This is a genomic window from Acinetobacter sp. GXMZU3951 (assembly GCF_054457875.1).
In genome coordinates, this window is sequence record NZ_JBTLFO010000002.1 from 406,419 (window position 1) to 423,074 (window position 16,656).

Annotated in this window: 16 protein-coding genes; 9 read left to right on the forward strand and 7 right to left on the reverse strand. The window is 41.8% G+C overall.

The window, feature by feature from the left end:
* Nucleotides 1–51: 51 nt before the first annotated feature.
* Nucleotides 52–900 (reverse strand): hypothetical protein, encoded by an 849-nt coding sequence (locus ACX17N_RS05050; protein WP_458891465.1) that lies wholly within the window; start codon nt 898–900, stop codon nt 52–54.
* A gap of 261 nt (nt 901–1,161) precedes the next feature.
* On the opposite strand from ACX17N_RS05050, the gene ACX17N_RS05055 reads away from it, so the two are divergent.
* Complete coding sequence (locus ACX17N_RS05055; protein WP_458891466.1) at nt 1,162–1,728, forward strand: TetR/AcrR family transcriptional regulator; 567 nt, start codon at nt 1,162–1,164, stop codon at nt 1,726–1,728.
* A 454-nt stretch (nt 1,729–2,182) separates the two neighbouring features.
* On the opposite strand, the gene ACX17N_RS05060 is transcribed toward ACX17N_RS05055, so the two are convergent.
* Nucleotides 2,183–2,962, reverse strand: a complete 780-nt coding sequence (locus ACX17N_RS05060; protein WP_458891467.1) for a ferredoxin--NADP reductase — start codon at nt 2,960–2,962, stop codon at nt 2,183–2,185.
* A gap of 105 nt (nt 2,963–3,067) precedes the next feature.
* Between ACX17N_RS05060 and tsaA the strand changes: the two genes are divergently transcribed.
* The gene (gene tsaA / locus ACX17N_RS05065; protein WP_458891468.1) at nt 3,068–3,784 is read left to right on the forward strand and encodes a tRNA (N6-threonylcarbamoyladenosine(37)-N6)-methyltransferase TrmO; all 717 of its coding nucleotides are present in this window, start codon (nt 3,068–3,070) and stop codon (nt 3,782–3,784) included.
* A 6-nt stretch (nt 3,785–3,790) separates the two neighbouring features.
* Here tsaA and ACX17N_RS05070 read toward each other — a convergent pair whose 3' ends face one another.
* Both ACX17N_RS05070 and ACX17N_RS05075 read right to left on the reverse strand, forming a co-directional pair.
* On the reverse strand, nt 3,791–4,723 hold the full coding sequence (locus ACX17N_RS05070; protein WP_458891469.1) for a sensor domain-containing diguanylate cyclase: 933 nt from the start codon (nt 4,721–4,723) through the stop codon (nt 3,791–3,793).
* Between the two features lie 263 nt (nt 4,724–4,986).
* Nucleotides 4,987–6,249, reverse strand: coding sequence for an MgtC/SapB family protein (locus tag ACX17N_RS05075; RefSeq protein ID WP_458891470.1), 1,263 nt, complete (start codon nt 6,247–6,249; stop codon nt 4,987–4,989).
* Nucleotides 6,250–6,504: 255 nt separating this feature from the next.
* Between ACX17N_RS05075 and ACX17N_RS05080 the strand changes: the two genes are divergently transcribed.
* From ACX17N_RS05080 to ACX17N_RS05095, 4 genes are all read left to right on the forward strand, one after another.
* Nucleotides 6,505–8,262: a GspE/PulE family protein gene (locus ACX17N_RS05080; protein WP_458891471.1), complete on the forward strand. Its 1,758-nt coding sequence runs from the start codon at nt 6,505–6,507 to the stop codon at nt 8,260–8,262.
* Between the two features lie 175 nt (nt 8,263–8,437).
* The gene (locus ACX17N_RS05085) at nt 8,438–8,803 is read left to right on the forward strand and encodes a NirD/YgiW/YdeI family stress tolerance protein (RefSeq protein WP_458891472.1); all 366 of its coding nucleotides are present in this window, start codon (nt 8,438–8,440) and stop codon (nt 8,801–8,803) included.
* Nucleotides 8,804–8,897: 94 nt separating this feature from the next.
* Nucleotides 8,898–9,563: a response regulator transcription factor gene (locus ACX17N_RS05090; protein WP_458891473.1), complete on the forward strand. Its 666-nt coding sequence runs from the start codon at nt 8,898–8,900 to the stop codon at nt 9,561–9,563.
* 3 nt (nt 9,564–9,566) lie between these two features.
* Complete coding sequence (locus tag ACX17N_RS05095; RefSeq protein ID WP_458891474.1) at nt 9,567–10,913, forward strand: sensor histidine kinase; 1,347 nt, start codon at nt 9,567–9,569, stop codon at nt 10,911–10,913.
* Nucleotides 10,914–11,006: 93 nt separating this feature from the next.
* On the opposite strand, the gene hemP is transcribed toward ACX17N_RS05095, so the two are convergent.
* Nucleotides 11,007–11,177, reverse strand: coding sequence for a hemin uptake protein HemP (gene hemP / locus ACX17N_RS05100; protein ID WP_100241596.1), 171 nt, complete (start codon nt 11,175–11,177; stop codon nt 11,007–11,009).
* Between the two features lie 140 nt (nt 11,178–11,317).
* Between hemP and ACX17N_RS05105 the strand changes: the two genes are divergently transcribed.
* Nucleotides 11,318–12,217, forward strand: coding sequence for a thiamine phosphate synthase (locus tag ACX17N_RS05105; RefSeq protein ID WP_458891475.1), 900 nt, complete (start codon nt 11,318–11,320; stop codon nt 12,215–12,217).
* A gap of 38 nt (nt 12,218–12,255) precedes the next feature.
* Here the strand turns inward: ACX17N_RS05105 and ACX17N_RS05110 are convergent, their stop codons facing one another.
* Both ACX17N_RS05110 and mrcB read right to left on the reverse strand, forming a co-directional pair.
* Nucleotides 12,256–12,798 carry a tetratricopeptide repeat protein gene (locus ACX17N_RS05110; RefSeq protein WP_458891476.1) on the reverse strand — a complete coding sequence of 181 codons (543 nt, stop codon included), beginning with the start codon at nt 12,796–12,798 and terminating at the stop codon, nt 12,256–12,258.
* Between the two features lie 16 nt (nt 12,799–12,814).
* Nucleotides 12,815–15,214, reverse strand: a complete 2,400-nt coding sequence (gene mrcB / locus ACX17N_RS05115; protein WP_458891477.1) for a penicillin-binding protein 1B — start codon at nt 15,212–15,214, stop codon at nt 12,815–12,817.
* Nucleotides 15,215–15,402: 188 nt separating this feature from the next.
* On the opposite strand from mrcB, the gene ACX17N_RS05120 reads away from it, so the two are divergent.
* On the forward strand, nt 15,403–16,308 hold the full coding sequence (locus ACX17N_RS05120) for an NAD(+) kinase (protein WP_458891478.1): 906 nt from the start codon (nt 15,403–15,405) through the stop codon (nt 16,306–16,308).
* A gap of 3 nt (nt 16,309–16,311) precedes the next feature.
* Nucleotides 16,312–16,584, forward strand: a complete 273-nt coding sequence (locus ACX17N_RS05125) for a YeaC family protein (RefSeq protein WP_458891479.1) — start codon at nt 16,312–16,314, stop codon at nt 16,582–16,584.
* The last annotated feature ends 72 nt before the right edge of the window (nt 16,585–16,656 follow it).

Below are 16,656 nucleotides of genomic sequence, written 5' to 3' on the forward strand. Positions count from 1 at the left end.
ATTGTAATGACGGAAATATTATAAAAAGTAGCCTAATACGTAAATTTATTCCTATTCCATTGCGTGAGTCATTGCGTTCATTTTGCTCCAGAACTTGGCCCAAAGATCAAGATAAGTCTGCACCAAAGCTTGGTATTCCGCTTGTTGCTCTGGTTGAAAGCTTTGCATTAACAGCGCCCAGATGTCATCTTCGTGGTTATTGTCATTTGCCAATCGGTCAGAATGATCGACAACACCATGACAAGCATAATACCCTTGTGCAAAGCGCGGATCATATTTCTCAAGATTAATTTTCAGGGCTTCACTGTAGGTAATGACTTGTAATTCTGCACAGGCCAGCAAAATCAGCAGATGATTATAAGAATCGAGATGTGACTGAATAAATTGATTAAGTTCAATCGCCTCTGGACACACGATGTGTTCGGCATGGGGATTGATCTCGAGTGCTTGCAGTAAGTCGATGAAATAGACCAAGTGCGATTTACTGGGTGAGCTTAAATGTAACTGATAGGTGTTAAAGCCCAATTCATCAATTAAGTTCAGTGACAAGAGATAGCGTGCATAAGCTTTGGCCTGTACGCGCTGGTGTGCATGTATATTCGGATGTTGCTCAAGTTGACAAGCCTGATAAATCAGCATGCTCAATGCATCGGTAAACACTTTAACAATCGCGGCAAAATAATTGACATGAATTAATTTAAGTTGCTCGAGAGAGAGGGACTGTTGTTGTAATCGTTTTAAGATGGGTTGGGAAAATAAGGGGTGTTGAAGACTCTGCTGTTTCAACATACTGACTTGCTGGACGTGATGAGACCATCGTGCTTGATTAACCGACTGCTGTAAAAAATTTAAAGCCTCCAATCGTGCATTTTCTGATTGGGTAAAAGCAAGTGTACTCATGAGTGAGAAGTCAGATTTTCAATAAATTTAATCATATTAAAAAAAGAATAAATACGCTATAAAGATTTAGAAGCGCTGCTTCACATTTAAGGAATTATTATTATATAATAGTGACATACGAAACTTTACGCATGAGTTTAAGCATCAGATTCAAATAATGATATAATGTTGCTCATCAGTTTCATTACTTAAAAAAGATGCCCCTTTTTTATTCCATTGTGGTCCATTTCTGTTTAAAGATAAGTTTGGTAGGTAAATAGCATGTCAAAAAAAGACGACATTATTAGTACTGCACTTCATCTTTTCAATTCTTATAGTTATAACTCGATTGGAATTGATCGAATTATCAGCGAGTCGGGTGTCGCTAAAATGACATTCTACAAATATTTTCCGTCCAAGGCGAAACTCATTGAAGAGTGCTTACACCGTAGAAATATGAATTTACAAGAATCTTTAGATGCAGCAATAGCTCAGTGTCCAGCTGAGGAATATTTAGATCATATTAAAACAATCTTTTATTGGTACCACGCATGGTTTCATATGGAAGATTTTAATGGTTGTATGTTTCAAAAAGCAGTCGAAGAAGTTTCTAAGGTTTATCCTTCCACCATGCAGCCTGCAATGGAATATAAAGAGTGGTTAACCGAGCGTATTCGTTTTGCTTTGGAAAAGCTGGGTATTCAGCAATCACTACAGTTGGCAACATTGCTAGCAAGTATTTTAGATGGTATGACCATTCAGGCACAGATGGACAAAAACTCAGTCAAAATTGATGAATACTGGAAACGTGTCAATCAATTGATTCAATTGGAGCTGATGGCGGTTTAAGCGTTCTATGCAAAATAAATATGCAGATTGGGTGCATAGCATCGAGAAATAAAAAAGCGTGAATACCATAAGATATTCACGCTTCGCTGATAGTTCCCTGATATTAATATTTTAGCCAGCACCGAGCAGAAGCTGTCTAAAATATTAATGTTTTGAGGAGCTTTGATTCTCCCTCTTATGTTATTTATTATAATTATTATAAAGTACCCTCTGGATTGATTATAAATAACATCAGCTCAAAAAAAACGCACTTTCAAACTAGACAGACCTGTCTGTTTGTGAGTGGGATTATAAGTATTTTTGTTGATTGAAACAACACTTTTAAGACGCTTCGTCGTATTTTATGACAAAAAGTTGTTCTTGTGTTTATTATTTGATCAAATTTAATAAAAATTAAATAACTGAAAAATAAAAAAAACCGAGGAAATTCCTCGGTTTTAAATGGCATTGTTGATTATTTTTCAACAAAAGCACGTTCAATCACGTAATCGCCTAACTCGCCCATACGTGGAGATTCTTTTAAACCATGTTGGTCAAGTAGATCAGCTACATCTTTCAAGAATGCAGGGCTACCACAAAGCATTGCGCGGTCTGTTTCTGGGTTGAAGCGTGGTAAGCCGATTTTTTCAAAAATCTCACCAGATTCAATCGCTGTAGTTACGCGACCTTGGTTTGGATATTCTTCACGAGTCACAGTTGGGTAGTACACCAACTTGTCTTTAATACCCAACTCTTCAAAGAATTCATTGTTTGGTAATTCATTGAGAATAAGATCTTGGTAAGCCAATTCTGAAATGAAACGAGTACCATGAACCACAATCACTTTTTCAAAGCGTTCGTAAGTTTCTGGGTCACGAATTGTTGCCAAAAATGGAGCAAGGCCGGTACCCGAAGAAAGCAAGTACAAGTTTTTGCCAGGGTTTAGGTCATCTAGGACTAAAGTACCTGTCGGTTTTCTAGAAACAAGAAGTTCATCACCCACTTTAACTTTTTGTAAAATAGATGTTAATGGGCCGTCTGGAACTTTAATTGAGAAAAACTCAAGTTCTTCTTCATAATTTGCACTTGCAATAGAGTAAGCACGCATCAGTGGCTTACCATTGACTTCAAGACCAATCATCACAAATTGACCATTTTTAAAACGTAATGCGGTATCACGCGTCGTCTTAAAACTGAACAGTGTGTCATTCCAGTGGTGTACGTGAGTAATCTTTTCGACGTTAAAAGCAGCCATGAAAGGTCTCAATAAATTATCAAATTAGAACAGCTTGCTATTCTAATCTAAAATCATTCTCGATAAACTGAATATATTTAATTGAACTTATCAGAAAAAGTGATTATGTCTGAAATTCACCTACCCATTATTGGAATTATGCACTCGCCGTATCAGGAAAAGTTTGGAATTCCGCGGCAACCCAACTTGGTTCAGGTTCAATCTTATATTGAAATGCAAGCCCCCTATAATGATCTGGCAGCATTTGAAGGAATTGAGGAATTTAGTCATCTCTGGTTAATTTGGCAGTTCCATGACAATAAAAATGCGCAAAATCATGGAAAATTCCGTGCTCAAGTTAGACCACCGCGTTTAGGTGGTAATAAGAAAATAGGGGTCTTTGCGACACGGAGCATGTATCGACCTGCGCCAATAGGTTTGTCGGTGGTTCAATTAAGTGCAGTAAAAAAAGAGGGCAAGTCGGTAAGGGTGTATGTGACTGGAAGCGACCTATTAAACGGAACGCCGATTCTAGATATCAAGCCGTATATCCAGTACTCCGATGCTCTGCAAACCGCCCAGAGTGGTTATGCCCAACAAGAGCCACAGCGCATGCAGGTGCTTTGGTCAGTGCAGGCGGATCGTGAGAAACAAACAATGTTGCAATGTGGTCAGCTCACACCAGAGTGTTTGCATGAGTTGGAGCAGGTGTTGTCCTTAGATCCGCGTCCTGCCTATCAAGAAGACAGTGAGCGGATTTATAAAATGAAGTTTGCCGAATTGGATGTCAGCTTTGTGATTCAGGCACACACGCTAGAAGTGATTGCTTTAGCAGTGGTGTAATCGCGTTCATACGCGCATGAGTTTGTCTTGATACATATTTTTATCGGCTTCGAGACAGGCGGCAATAATGCCATCACTTGGATCACGTAGCGCAAAACCAATTGCAGCACTAATTTGTTTGGCCTTTAAATTTGCAATAATACGTTGTAGATGAGTTTCAGAGGCTTCTAAGTCATTTTCTACGGTTAAAATGGCAAACTCATCTCCACCAAGGCGGGCGATAATATCGGTACTTCGACAACTATCAGCCAATACCTTGGCAGTATTACAAATTAATTTATCGCCTGCTGCATGCCCGTGTACATCATTCATAAATTTCAAATCATTTAAATCGAGCATAAACACCGTGGCATGGTGTCCATAAAGTTGGCAACGTTCTTCTTCTGCAAGCACAAACTGATCCCAGGCGCGACGGTTATATAAGCCTGTCAGAGGATCACGTAATGCTTCGGCTTGCAGCCTTTCATTTTTTCGGGTTTGCTCAATTTCACGCAGTTCAGTCTGTAAAATTTGGCTGAGTAAATCACCGAGTAATTCGATTAAGCTTTGTTCTGCTTTAAGACTTTCAGATTTTGGCTCAGGGTCAATGGCACACAAAGTCCCAAATAGGCTGCCATCTTCTTTGGTTAGCGCTTGGCCAATATAGGCTTTGATATTGAGTTGCTGGGCAATCGGGGCTTGGCTATAAGCGGGGATGTCTTCTGCAATCGGAGCAATTTTAGGGCCTTTACCAAGCACCATTTGCGAACAAAAAGAGTCTGTCCAGTGAAAGACTTGTCCCACTTGTATGTCATAGCCATTATTTTCAGTTTGCAAGATGATCCAGTCATCACCTTCGACACGGGTAATCATCCACAGACCAAAACCAAACCGCTGATATAAAAATTGTAATACGGCTTGTCCTGCATCATGAAAACTTTTAAAACCAATGTCGTTCATTCCACGAACCTTTTGCACTTATATAGAGATTGAGTTCAAGCATCATTTTAAATGATTCTTAATTCTTAATTGTATGTAGAGCGAAATTAATCACAAATAATTTTCTGTTTAGTGTGATTAATGTCATGCTTATAAATATTAATGAGGTTTACTAGATTATGCGGTGAATGTACACATTATTTTTTAATCTAGATTAAAATCATTCACATTATGAGTTATATAATGATTGTCTAGATATCTGTTATTGCGTATATATACCGTTATTAATACATCATCCACCATAATAAACCGATAAAAACCAACATGTGTAAGATTTGCGCAGGTGCAAAAGCTAAAGCATATTGATGGCCACCTGTGAGTGCAGCATTGACTGATTTTGCGATGGCATGTGCTGCCATACCTATAATGAGTGCAAAAATTAAAGTGTTATTTTCAGGACCACCTTGCACCACAATTGCCGCCATCGCAGCATGAATTTCAAACAGGGATGCCAATAGGGTGCCCATAATCAAACCAGCTTTGCCCAAAAGTAAACTCAGCCCATATATGGCCGCCTGTATCAGCGTTAAGGTCATTGCAATAATCGCGGCTTCTTTGAGGCTGAACATTCGTCCATCCGGTTTTTCAATCGGGGCAGAGGGTTTCGTTTTACGCATGAGCCAGAGTGCCCAAAGGACCAATACTGTCATGGCGGCACAAGCAGGCAGAATAATAATTTTGAACCAGCTGAGGCTGATACCTGCAACAATCAGTAAGATTTGTAGCAAGGTGGCTACACAGGACAATAATGCTGCACCAGCATTCGGTATAGGCTCGGCACGCCCTGCTCGTACTTCCATGCCCAAACTGGCAATGGTGGCGGTACTGGACACAAAACCAGAAGCGAGTGCGGATAAAATTAGGGCATTTCTTGATGAAAGTAGCCGTTTGGCAATATGGGCAAGTGCTTGAACTGCAAGAATTAATGCTAATAGCTTAAGAATAATATGAGGATTAAGTACCGTTCCCCAGAGCGGGATATTGGGGGTTAGGGGTAGGGCCACTAAGATTAAGGCCAGTAAAAATAAGCCATCACGAAATTCATTTTCGGTAATCCACTGACTGGCTATGCCATGAATCGAATGTTTCATCATGAGAATAATGGTCAGAATGACTGATAAACCTGCGGCAAAGGGCGGGTGCCATAAACATAATGCGCCAATAAAATAAGTCATGACAAAAGCCAATTCTGTGGTGACCCCAAAATCATCCACTTGGTAACGGAGTGAAAAAATAGTAATCCCACCAATAATGACGGCACCAATCAGCCCGATCGCAATTCCGAATGAAAAACACAGCGCCCCCATTAATGCACAAATTGCAAATGAACGCACGCCTGCAAAACTATTGGGATTATCCCGGTGTTTGCTGCGTTCTCGCTCTAATCCCACTAATAACCCGCAGCCTAAAGCTGCCGCCATAATGGTGAGCAACTCTTGGAAGGATGCTTGTTGTACAGTGAGGTTAAAAATTGGATTTGGCAGCATATTTTAAAAACCTTATCAATTAATCCGCTATTTTTTATATCTAAACCCTGTTTTGTTTTTCTGATGATGCATATTTAACTTCGGGATAATATTTATATTACATCGCGTTTTAAAAACTGTGAAATATAAAACTGAATATTGCTTATTTATCAATTGAATGATCAAGCACTGAAACCCTATATTTCCCTTTTAAGCCTATAAACACCAACAAAATAAAGTCTGTTATAGTGTCGCTAGAAATTGAGGCTTAGAACAATGAATTTTAATTTTGAAATTGATACCACTTGGTGTTTAGAGCAGTTATTAAAAGATGGGCGTATTGATGAGCGGGAAAAGTTATTAGTTCAAACCACACATCGACAACGCGAGCAGCTAAAGTGGCATCCTTTGCAGTGGATTGCCAATTTTAATTTAAAAGATCAACTCTATCCTCAGACTACACTCTCACTCAATCGTTTAATGCAGTGGCTTGCGGATAAATCTAGTCTGACCTTATATGTCATTGATCCACTAAAAGCCGATGTTGCAGCACTGACCAATGTCATGTCGCAGGAGTTTGCTTTTCGTAACCGAATTCTTGCTGTTGAAGTGAAAGCCGATGAAGTTTTAATTGCGACGGATCAGCCCTACAAAACCGAATGGGTCGGAAACTTAGAACGCAGTTTATTGCCGAAGAAAATCCAGCGGGTATTGCTCAGTCCTGATCAGCTCCAGCGTTATCTGATTGAGTATTATCAGGTCAGTCGAGCAGTTTCAAACTCGCTGAAGTCAAGCGCTTATGATCGTGAAAATAAAGGGGTAGAAGCCTTATTACAACTGGGAGATACCCAGAATCCAGATGCAAATGATCAGCATATTGTGAAACTGGTGGACTGGATTTTGCAGTTTGCATTTGAACAAAGTGCCAGTGACATTCATATGGAGCCACGTAAAGATACTGGCAAAGTACGGTTCCGTATTGATGGCGTACTGCACACCATTTATAACATGCCTGCCAACACCCTCACGGCTGTCATTTCTCGGATTAAGATTTTGGGGCGGATGAATGTAGCCGAAAAGCGTAAACCTCAGGATGGGCGACTGAAAACCCGTACGCCAAAAGGGCAAGAAACAGAATTGCGCTTATCGACGCTACCAACAGCTTTTGGTGAAAAGTTGGTGATGCGTATTTTTGATCCGGAAGTTTTGGTGCGTAGTTTTGAGCAATTGGGCTTCGAAGGCAGTTTACAAAGTGACTGGCAAACCCTGACTGCACATAGTCATGGCATTATTTTAGTCACGGGACCCACGGGTTCGGGTAAAACCACGACCTTATATTCTTCCATGAAGCAACTGGCGACTGATCAGGTTAATGTCTGTACCATTGAAGACCCGATTGAAATGTTAGAGCCAAGTTTTAACCAAATGCAGGTGAATGCCGCAATTGATTTAGGTTTTGCCGATGGGGTACGGGCTTTAATGCGTCAAGATCCCGATATTATTATGGTGGGGGAAATCCGTGACCATGATACTGCAAACATGGCCATTCAGGCGGCATTAACAGGTCACTTGGTTCTTTCGACCCTACATACCAATGATGCACCTTCAAGTCTAACCCGTTTGCATGATTTAGGTGTCCAGCCATTTTTAACGGCAGCCACAATTTTAGGTGTATTGGCGCAGCGTCTGGTACGGAAGCTTTGCCCACATTGTAAGCAAGAAAACCATATTAATGAAAATGAATGGCAGCACCTGACCTTTGATTACATTATGGAAATGCCAGCAAAAGTCTATAGTGCAGTGGGCTGCGAAGCTTGTCGACATACCGGTTATAAAGGACGTGTCGGGATTTATGAGTTTATGCCCTTGAGTTTGGAAACCAAGCAATTGATTGGCGCTAATGCCAACTTGACTGAATTACGACAACAGGCGAAAAAAGAAGGCATTGAGCCTCTCCGCATCGCGGGTGCACGTAAAGTGATTGCTGGGCTAACGACATTAGAAGAAGTGCTTAGAGTCGTGCCATTAAATTAATATGCGGGTATTAAGGGGTTGGATTTAACAGCTTCAACCCCATTTGAAAGACATGTAGGAGTGGTCATCTTATTTTAGTTGAAAGAAACTGTCGTTGATCATCTTAAGATTCCACTCATGTTGATTTGTTTTAATTGCTTTAACCAAATTCAGTCATATTAATGAGGGCAAAGTCATGAAACAATTTTCTAAAATGACCATGTTAACGGTATTACTTGGTGGCTTAACCACAATGGCGGTTGCCAATAATGTGGCAGTGAATCAGCAAGCAATCCGTCCAGCGGCAACCACGGTTAAACAAGCCATGAACTTAAAAGATGAAACGCCAGTTCAAATTAAAGGTCATGTGGTGAAGGCTTTGGGGCAAGAGAAGTATCAGTTCCGTGATGCGACTGGTACGATGACCGTCGAGATTGATGACGAATTATGGCGTGGTCAGCCAGTTTCAGCCACTACCCCTGTCACGCTCACCGGTGAGGTGGATATTGATTATCGTCCAGCGAAACGTGTTGAAATTGATGTTGATCAGGTGAGTTTTTAATCGATTGTCTATTAAGTGCCACATGCTTTGCATGAGGCCTTTGTCTTTTAGCAACATTGACATAAGCTGAATGTGTATTCGAGGCGAAGCGCTCATGCGTATATTATTAGCGGAAGATGATGGTTCTCAAGCCGAAAGCATTAAAGCATGGCTAGAAATGGATGGCTATAGCGTAGATTGGGTCGATCGGGGCGACTATGCCATTCATGCCGCTTCACAGCAACATTATGATTGTATATTGCTCGATCGCGGCTTACCGCAAGCCTCTGGTGATGACATTCTTAAAAATATTAGAGCTTTGCAGCAAGGTACGCCTGTAATTTTTATTACCGCACGAGACAGTATTCGGGATCGCGTTGAAGGGCTAGACTTGGGTGCCAATGATTATTTGGTCAAGCCGTTTAGCTTGGAGGAACTCTCTGCACGCGTGCGGGCACAGTTACGACTTCAGCAGCAACCAGCTGCCGGGCAGTATTTGTCTTTTGCTAATTTACAATTGGATCCGCAAGCCAAAGTCCTACATCAAAATGGGCAAGTGATTCATCTCACTGCAAAAGAATTTCAGATTTTATATAAATTGATGCAAAAGCCCGAGCATTTAGTCACCCGAGAACAGTTGGAAGAGTCTCTGTATGCTTGGGGGGAAGAAATTGAGAGTAATGCCATCGAAGTGTTTATCTATCAATTACGTAAGAAAATTGGCTCAAGCTTGATTAAAACTGTGCGCGGGTTGGGCTATCGTATGAATCAGGAAAATTAAATCGTGAGCAAGCAAATTTCCTTGCAAAAGACCTTGGTTAAAATTGCTGTACTGAGTTCGGTTGCAGCAGGGATTATTGCTTTTATTTTACTGGTCGGTATCTCCATCTATCAAAACATGCAGGTACAAGATGACATTATGGATGAAATCGCTGATGCTCTGATTGCGCCCGAGCATCAACCTGATCTCAAGTCGCAGATTAGCCAGCTCAGTGAGGAGTTTGATTTACAATATCAACTGAGGCAGCAGCAACATATTATCCTGCAGTCTGAACATTTTGAGATAGACGATCACCAGCTTGCATTCGCTGCAGGAGATGAACATTTTGGCTATGTGTGGTCGCATCAGCAGCCTTGGCGGAGTTATCAAAGTATTCATCCAGATACTGGTATGCAGGTGATGGTTTATCAGCCGTTGAAAGTCCGATTTGAAGAAGTCTTGGCCAGTTTTGTGCTGTATGCCGCGCTGTTATTGGGGTTGTGGCTTTTACAGTGGCTGTTTGCATCTTGGGCGATTAAGCGGCAATTCCAAGTCATTCAAACACTCTCGCAAAACATCTCAGCCAAAAGTGCTCAAGATTTATCTCCAATATTCCAACCCGAGCCGGGCCTGACCGAATTGCAACCCATCATTTTGCAACTGAATCATTTACTCCAGCATCTGCAACAATCTTTAGAAGCCGAACAACGTTTCACTGCGGATGCTTCACATGAATTACGTTCCCCATTGTCAGCGATTCAGTTACGTCTACAACTCTTACAGCGTAAATATCGAGATCAGCCACAGTTTACCCAAGAGTTGCAGCACATTCAGCAAGATGTCAGTCGCGGAACCCAGGTGGTAGAAAATCTGCTGCTTTTGGCACGTTTGGATCCGACCGAAACAGCCGACTTGCAATCCGCGCATATTGATCTGAGTGCGTTGCTGGCTGAAGTATGGCAGAGTCTTGAGATATTTAGCCTTGAAAAGCAGGTACAGCTGCATACTCAGTTGCAAGCGAGTTGGATTAAGGCAAACCCAGAATTACTGGCAACCTGTTTACGTAATCTTTTGGATAATGCCATCCGTTATAGTCCGCCGCAGGGCAGGATTGACCTGAAAATATGTGCGACAGCGCAAAAGGTGTTTTGCACAATAGAAAATGAAGGAGAAGGTTTGACGGAAAGTATGATTGCCCATTTAGGGGAGCGCTTTTATCGCGTATTGGGCACGAAAACCACGGGATCAGGTTTGGGTTTATCTATTTGCAAAAAAATTATGCAATTGCATCAGGCCGAACTGCATTTTTCAGCTTCCGAGCATGGTGGATTAAAAGTTGAATTGGTGTTTCAGGCTGCTGCTGTCGCTTAATTAGATTATTTGTTTTATTAGCCAGTTAAAAAAGCAGTACGCGCTGACATACTGCTGGTTCCCACGTTTATTGTTATTGGTTTGTTTTGATTTTTATTTCGTGAGAATAAGTCGATTATTTCGAGTTAAACGAAGGCGATATTCTTCGCCTGCATGCATGATGCGAATTTCACGCCCAAGCGCAAAAAGGTTATTGGAGTGCAACATCGGTAGTGCATGTGCTGATTCGGTATTACGGGTAAATAAGCTAAATGGGGCATTCATTGTTGTTGACTCCGTGGTGTATTCTTGAGTGATTTAAATGATAATCATTATCGAATAGATCTGTCAACGGGATTTTTAAGGATTTATAAAAAAACTAAATTTACTTACACTTATAACACTTTCAAGTAACGGAACTCGCTATGTCTAAGCCCAATATTCATGTCGCAATTGCTTTGCTATTTCATCAAGCTAAAGTGTTAGTGGGTTGGCGGAGTGCAACTCAACATCAGGGCAATAAACATGAATTCCCAGGCGGTAAGGTGGAACAGAATGAAACACCCTTAGAGGCTTGTCGCCGTGAAGTATTTGAAGAGGTGGGAGTGGGGCTAAATGATTGGCATGCATTCGATGTGATTTGTCATGAGTATGATGATGTGGTGGTTAATTTACATTTATTCCATGCAGCCGTACCTGAAGCCTTATTAAATGAAATACAGCAGCCTTGGACTTGGTACAGCAGATCTGAGTTGTTAAATTTGAATTTTCCCAAAGCGAATTTTGCGATCCTACAACGCCTGTATTGGCCTAATCAGATTAAAATTTCAGAGCATTTAGCCGAATTGCAACAGTTGAAGCCCCAGCAGCTCATGTATTGGCGTGTTGAGCATCAAGCGGCAGATTTGGAAAAATTAGAACAATTACCCGCAGAGCTGGCAGCGAATTTGATTATTAATTGGCAAGCTTGGCAGCAATTAACGCAGCCGCTACAAAAAAGGCTGGCTGCAGTACATTTAAAACAACATCAGTTGATGGCATTAAAATCGGGCGAACTACCAGTCGGGGTACGTTTTATTGCGGCTTGTCATGATTTGGTTGCGATGCAGCATGCACAGAAGATTGGTTGTGATGCCATTTTTCTTAGCCCTGTTTTAGCAACAGCGACGCATCCTGAGGTCAGTCCATTAGGATGGACTCGCTTTAAAGAATACGCGCAGCAGGTGGATATTCCTGTATTTGCGTTGGGAGGAATGCGTGCAGAAGCCTTACAGGAGGCACAATCGCACCATGCCTATGGTATTGCAGGGATTCGCTTTATTTAGACAACATTTGTTAAACCCGATTCAATCAGGCGCGGGCACTAAAGTGATTTCAGTGCCTGTTGCGCTTGTTGCACGGTTTTACTGTTGTTTTGTTTTTGTCCTGCTTTGGCAATTGCCAACCAGAGTTGTTTTTTCATCGGTTGGGTTTGCGCATAGCTTAGTCCACGTCGAGCTAAGGCTTCTGCATTTGCAGGCTGATTTTTCTGATTAGCCACCAAAGCCAGAAATAAGAAAGTCTCCGCTGACTGTGGTGCTAAACGTTGTGCACGTATAGCTGCGGCTTCTGCATCGTTCCATCGACCTTGTTTATAGGCTTCTTGGGTTTGTTGCATCAGGCTTTTAAAGGCAGGTAACAGTCGCCCATCTTCAAACTTCTGCTTTGACTTTTGCTCAGGGATGACCACCTGCATGCTTTGCCGCTTTATTTCAGGCTGTTCATAAGGGGTAATCACTACCCCTGATGAAGTACTTTTTTCTGCTGTGTTCTTTTCTGGTTCAGGGGCAGATGTAGAAGGGGTCGGAAGACTTTGGCAAGCCGCCAAAGTCATCACGGAAAGAGAAAAAAATAAGGGTCTTAGCATAACAAATGAGGCATCCTTAGTTGGCAAAACTACCGCTCGAAATCACACGCCCAGAATTCTCATTCAGGTCTTGCTGCATGTCATCTTCACTCTCGCGGATATAGTTGTCCATACTATCGGGTTGATTCGGTTGGTTCTGATTCATTTCCGTATCAGGTGTGTAAACTGGTTCCACTTGGTAGTGAGGAAAGCCGCATGCTGTAGCACGACGTGGTACAGCACTCCTTAATAATGGTATATACAATGCACCTTCACACCCCTGAGCCGATAAGTTGCCTGAGCCACTATCGATCCATTGCCATTGCACATTGTCGGTTTGACGTAAATTGACTGGTTTTTGACGTAATTGACTCATGACGTTGGTCCACACAGGTAAAGCGCCCGACGAACCAGTCAGTCCTGTAACTTTATTGTCATCAAGCCCGAGCCATACCACACTAAGATAATTGCCTGAATAGCCCGCAAACCATGAGTCACGCGTGTCGTTGGTTGTACCAGATTTGCCTGCGAGCTTCAAAGAGCTTGGCAGAGTCTGATAAGCAGAACGCCCCGTTCCGGAATTCATGACTTGTTGCAAACCGTAATTCACAATATAGGCCGCGGCAGGATCAATGGTTTGTTGCACGGTTAAGCTATAGCGTTCTAATACTCGACCGTTTGAATCTACCACCGAGCGAATCGATTTAATCGGATACTTAAAACCACCCGTGGCAAAGTTACCGTAAATACTCATGACTTCCATTGGCGACATGTCTACCGCACCTAAGAAAATGGAAGGGTAAGATGGAATATTCGAGGTTACACCAAACTTTTTCAGATGATTGCTAAATGAAGACACGCCAAATTCTTGTCCTAAGCGAACAGCCGCCAAGTTATAAGAGTTCGACAGCGCTTGTACCATCGGTACAACCCCATGTTCACCACCACTATAGTTTTTAGGTGTCCAAGATTTTCCGTCACTCGGTACGCTAATGTAGCTATCTTCTACTGGGCTAGCCCAGTTATAGCGACCTGATTCAATGGCGCTTAAATAAATGACAGGTTTTAACAGAGAGCCGACTTGACGTTTGGCATCTAAGGCACGGTTAAAGCCGGTAAAGTCTTGAGTTGAGCCGACAGCGGCAACCAGTTCACCATTTTCTGGATGTGAAACCAGTACAGCGCCTTGTAAATCTTTAAGGCGCTTAGGATTGTTATTGGCTAAGCGTGCAACTGAATCTTTAAAGGCAGTTTGAATATTGGTTTGCGCCACAGGATCAAGTGTGGTGAAAATCTTCAGACCTTGATTGGTTAAATCAGACTCTTGGTATTCTGTGCGTAACTGACGACGCACAATATCCAGAAAATCTGGGAAGCGGGCTGGGCCTAAGGTTGGCTTGGCTAAAACATTTAATGGGCGTGCAATTTCACGATCATATTGTTCTTGAGTTAAATAACCCATCACCAACATATTATTTAACACAATATCGCGGCGCTTTTTTGCACCTTCAGGATTGCGCCACGGATTGAATAAAGATGGCCCCTGAACCAAGCCGACTAAATAGGCTTGTTGTGAAATATTGAGTTCGCGTAAAGGCAAGCCGAAATAGAACTGTGAAGCTAGACCATAACCATTAATTGAATAGTTACCGTTTTGTCCTAAATTCACTTCATTTAAATAGGCTTCAAGAATTTCATCTTTGTCGTAGTGAAGTTCGACCAATAATGCCATTAAGGCCTCATTGACCTTACGCTTTAATGTCCGTTCTGGGCTTAAATAGAAGTTTTTTACCAACTGTTGAGTCAAGGTTGAACCACCTTGACGTTTACCACCGGTGATATTACTGACCACAGCACGCGCTGTACCACGTACCGAAATACCATGATGCTTATAGAAGTTACGGTCTTCGGTCGCAATTAACGCTTCAATTAAGGGTTTCGGTACATTGGATAATTTAATCAGGACGCGGTCTTCATTGTGCTGCGGGTAAATACCACCAATCAATAACGGTTCTAGACGGGCAATTCCTGTAGAGGAAGGTTTAGTGGCACTGACTTCGCTAATTTGGTCATTTGCAAAACTGACTTTAAGCACTTGTTCAGGTTCAGCACTATCACCAAAGTCAAAACCGCGGGTATGCACATATAAAGTATCACCTGAGCTGACGTAACTCCCAGATTTCGCATAGCTGTCTGCACTTTTATAGCCGAGCAGCTTTAATTCTTGATTAAAGTCGGTCTGGCTGATCGGTGCATTGGTATAAATTTCTAGTGGGCGAGCGAAAACTTTCGCAGGAATATCCCAGCGCTTCCCTTCAAACTTTTCTCTCACGATATTGTCTAGACGGATGAGGTAAAAACTAAATGCTAGAAAAATACCAATAACCAATATGGAGAAAATAAGTGCGAATAATCCTATGCCACGTTCAAACTTCATAAAAGGTGATAAGATCCTGATAAATTTTGCTAATCATGCGAAGCTTTTTGTGAATTTGCAATAATAAATCTGTCACAGAAGCGAAAAGCCATATAAATGAATAGGCTAACAAGGTTATTTTTAAGGTTTTTTATTTCATTCGGGTTAATGCTATGATATGTCCGAATCCAAGCGGAGCGATCACATAGGTGCAACTTTCACACAAGTCTTTTCGGAATATTGGATTAATTGGTCGACCAGACAAATTTTCTGTTGTTGAAACGTTAAGCCTGATTCACGATCATCTAATGAGCATAGGTTTACATCCTGTTTTTGATGCAGAAACAGCCCAGCTTGTTCCTTATAAAAATACGCAAACGGTGAGTCGAGCTTTACTGGGTGAGGTTGTCGATTTGGTGATTGTGGTGGGTGGTGATGGTTCTTTATTACATGCCGCGCGCTCTTTGGTGAAATATAACACACCCGTGATTGGGGTGAACCGTGGTCGTTTAGGCTTTCTGACCGATATCAAACCGACTGAAGTGATCTTTAAGCTTGATCAGGTTTTACAAGGTGAGTTCCAGCAAGACCGACGTTTTTTGCTGGAAATGGAAATACGCTCTAAAGGTGAGACGATACATGATGCCATCGCCTTAAATGATGTGGTCCTGCATTCGGGTAAATCGGTGCATATGATTGACTTTGAGCTGAACATTGATGGTCAATATGTGTATCGCCAACACAGTGATGGTTTGATTGTTTCTACCCCGACAGGGTCGACAGCTTATGCCTTATCTGGTGGTGGGCCGATTGTGCATCCGAGTATGGATGCGATTTCACTGGTACCTATGCATCCACATACATTATCTTCGCGTCCAATTGTGGTGGGTGGACACAGTGAAATCAAAATTTTGATTCGTGAAAACCGCGTATTGCCAATGGTCAGTGCTGATGGGCAACATAGTGTTTCACTCAATGTCGGGGATAGTTTGCATATCCGTAAGCATCCCTTTAAATTAAATCTATTACATCCGCCTGGTTATGACTTCTATATGTCATGCCGAACCAAACTGGGCTGGAACCGAGATTTTGATTCACTGCAACAACAGGATTAATTTATGAATATTGAACAAATGCTGGCTGTACTCGATCCTGATATTGTGGCTCGTTTAAAGACTGCGGTTGAAATTGGTAAGTGGCCGAATGGTGTTGTATTAACCAAAGAACAGCGTGAAATTTGCATGCAAGCCGTGTACGCATGGGAAATGAAAAATTTACCTGAAACAGAGCGTAGTGGTTATATTGACCGCGGTACCAAAGAGGAAGGCGAACAATGTGATGATGACCATCACAAAAATGAACCTGAATTTAAACCGATTCGTTTTGTTTAATGCATTACAGCGGTTGACCTCAAAATAGCCTGCTATATATAGATTAAAGGACTCATAAAGAGTCCTTTTTTT

Coding starts and splice junctions, on each gene's coding strand:
- ACX17N_RS05050 (WP_458891465.1), bottom strand. CDS start 900: ATGAGTACACTTGCTTTTACCCAATCAGAAAATGCACGATTGGAGGCT.
- ACX17N_RS05055 (WP_458891466.1), top strand. CDS start 1,162: ATGTCAAAAAAAGACGACATTATTAGTACTGCACTTCATCTTTTCAAT.
- ACX17N_RS05060 (WP_458891467.1), bottom strand. CDS start 2,962: ATGGCTGCTTTTAACGTCGAAAAGATTACTCACGTACACCACTGGAAT.
- tsaA (WP_458891468.1), top strand. CDS start 3,068: ATGTCTGAAATTCACCTACCCATTATTGGAATTATGCACTCGCCGTAT.
- ACX17N_RS05070 (WP_458891469.1), bottom strand. CDS start 4,723: ATGAACGACATTGGTTTTAAAAGTTTTCATGATGCAGGACAAGCCGTA.
- ACX17N_RS05075 (WP_458891470.1), bottom strand. CDS start 6,249: ATGCTGCCAAATCCAATTTTTAACCTCACTGTACAACAAGCATCCTTC.
- ACX17N_RS05080 (WP_458891471.1), top strand. CDS start 6,505: ATGAATTTTAATTTTGAAATTGATACCACTTGGTGTTTAGAGCAGTTA.
- ACX17N_RS05085 (WP_458891472.1), top strand. CDS start 8,438: ATGAAACAATTTTCTAAAATGACCATGTTAACGGTATTACTTGGTGGC.
- ACX17N_RS05090 (WP_458891473.1), top strand. CDS start 8,898: ATGCGTATATTATTAGCGGAAGATGATGGTTCTCAAGCCGAAAGCATT.
- hemP (WP_100241596.1), bottom strand. CDS start 11,177: ATGAATGCCCCATTTAGCTTATTTACCCGTAATACCGAATCAGCACAT.
- ACX17N_RS05105 (WP_458891475.1), top strand. CDS start 11,318: ATGTCTAAGCCCAATATTCATGTCGCAATTGCTTTGCTATTTCATCAA.
- ACX17N_RS05110 (WP_458891476.1), bottom strand. CDS start 12,798: ATGCTAAGACCCTTATTTTTTTCTCTTTCCGTGATGACTTTGGCGGCT.
- mrcB (WP_458891477.1), bottom strand. CDS start 15,214: ATGAAGTTTGAACGTGGCATAGGATTATTCGCACTTATTTTCTCCATA.
- ACX17N_RS05125 (WP_458891479.1), top strand. CDS start 16,312: ATGAATATTGAACAAATGCTGGCTGTACTCGATCCTGATATTGTGGCT.